At 65.2% G+C, this 1,608-nt stretch carries 2 protein-coding genes; one reads left to right on the forward strand and one right to left on the reverse strand.

Annotated elements, in window-relative coordinates; genetic code table 11:
- Positions 1–141 precede the first annotated feature (141 nt).
- Positions 142–1,002 (reverse strand): enoyl-ACP reductase FabI, encoded by an 861-nt coding sequence (fabI, locus tag NEI07_RS12285; protein ID WP_256034897.1) that lies wholly within the window; start codon positions 1,000–1,002, stop codon positions 142–144.
- 218 nt (positions 1,003–1,220) lie between these two features.
- Between fabI and NEI07_RS12290 the strand changes: the two genes are divergently transcribed.
- Positions 1,221–1,608, forward strand: a 388-nt coding sequence (locus NEI07_RS12290; protein ID WP_256034898.1) for an RNA polymerase subunit sigma-70, incomplete at its 3' end; no start/stop codon positions are given.

Genomic DNA, 1,608 nt, shown 5'->3' on the forward strand with positions numbered 1-1,608 from the left:
GCTGGGTTTGCTCTGGATTCCCGATCGCGCTTCGCGCGTCGGGAATGACATCCGAGCCGTTCAAACGGATTTGATAAAACTCAGCTGTAGAAGCGCGCCCGGCGCCGACGCCCGCGACGCGCGCGGGCGGGGCTCTGCGCCTCACTTCTGCTGCGGCAGCAGCGCGAGGAGATCCGCCATTTTCGGCGCGGCGCTCGGGTTCATCATGCCGACGACATGATAGCCGGCGTCGACATGCAGCACTTCGCCGGAGACGCCGCGCGCCATCGGCGACACCAGATAGACCGCCGTTTCCCCCACTTCCTCGATCGTCACGACGCGGCGCAGCGGCGAATTATATTCGTTCCAGCGCAGGATGTAGCGGAAGTCGCCGATGCCCGACGCCGCCATGGTCTTGATCGGCCCGGCCGAAATGGCGTTGACGCGAATGTTCTTCACGCCGAGATCGGCGGCGAGATAGCGCACCGAGGCTTCGAGCGCCGCCTTCGCCACGCCCATTACATTGTAATGCGGCATCCATTTCTCGGCGCCGTAATAGGTGAGCGTTAAGAGCGAGCCGCCGTCCGGCATCAGCTTCTCGGCGCGCTGCGCGATTGCGGTGAAGGAGTAGCAGGAGATGTTCAGCGACATCTGGAAGTTTTCCAGCGTCGTCTCGACATAGCGCCCGTCGAGCTGGTCCTTGTCGGAATAGGCGAGGCAGTGCACGACGAAATCGAGTCGGCCCCAAAGCTTTTCGATCTCGGCGAAGATGGCGTCCATCGTTTCCGGCTCGGAGACGTCGCAGCGGCCGACGACCGTCGCGCCGATGTCCGCCGCCAGCGGGCGCACGCGCTTTTCCAGCGCTTCGATCTGGTAGGTGAGCGCGAGTTCGGCGCCGGCGTCGGCGCAGGCCTTGGCGATTCCCCAGGCGATCGAGCGATTGTTGGCGACGCCCAGGATGAGCCCCTTCTTCCCCTTGAGCAGTCCGGCGAAAAGGGCGGCGGGCGCAGCTTGCTGTGTCATGCGTGTCTATGTCCTGGGCGAGAAAAGCGCTCGGCGGCTCGCGCCGTTTAGCGTGCTTTGGGCGCAAAGGAAACCCTCGCGCCACAGGCGGCGGCGAATGTGAAATCGCACGCCCCAGAACGGCCAAGCATAGCCAATTGCGCGGCGATGCCCTATCATTCGATAGGAAACGTCATTGGCTTCGCAGACTGGCGAGAAGACCGAGCGGAGCGGGCCGCATGGGCAGAAGAGCCGACATCATAGCGGGTCTGGGCGGAGCGACTCCGGCCCTGAGACGCTTTGCGCGCGCCCTTTGCGCCGGCGCGGGCCCTGCCATCGCCGATGATCTGGTGCAGAGCGCGCTGCAATCGGTCGGCGCGCGGATCCGGGCGCGCGAGCTGCGCCCCGCCGATCTCGCCGAAGCGCGAATCGAAGCCTATGCGGCGCTTGTCGGGCTCGCTCAGAAAAAGCTCGCAAACGCCCCAGGTCCGGCGTCGCGCCACCCGCCGGTGGTCCATGGGCTTGCAAGTCTTTGTTTCGATGAGCGCGCCATGCTGCTGCTCGTCTCGCTCGAGGGCTTCGGCTATGAGGCCTCGGCGCGCATCGTCGGCGCCAATCGAGAAACGG

Source organism: Methylocystis suflitae (assembly GCF_024448135.1).
In the GTDB taxonomy this organism is placed as follows: Bacteria; Pseudomonadota; Alphaproteobacteria; order Rhizobiales; family Beijerinckiaceae; genus Methylocystis; species Methylocystis suflitae.

Coding starts and splice junctions, on each gene's coding strand:
- fabI (WP_256034897.1), bottom strand. CDS start 1,002: ATGACACAGCAAGCTGCGCCCGCCGCCCTTTTCGCCGGACTGCTCAAG.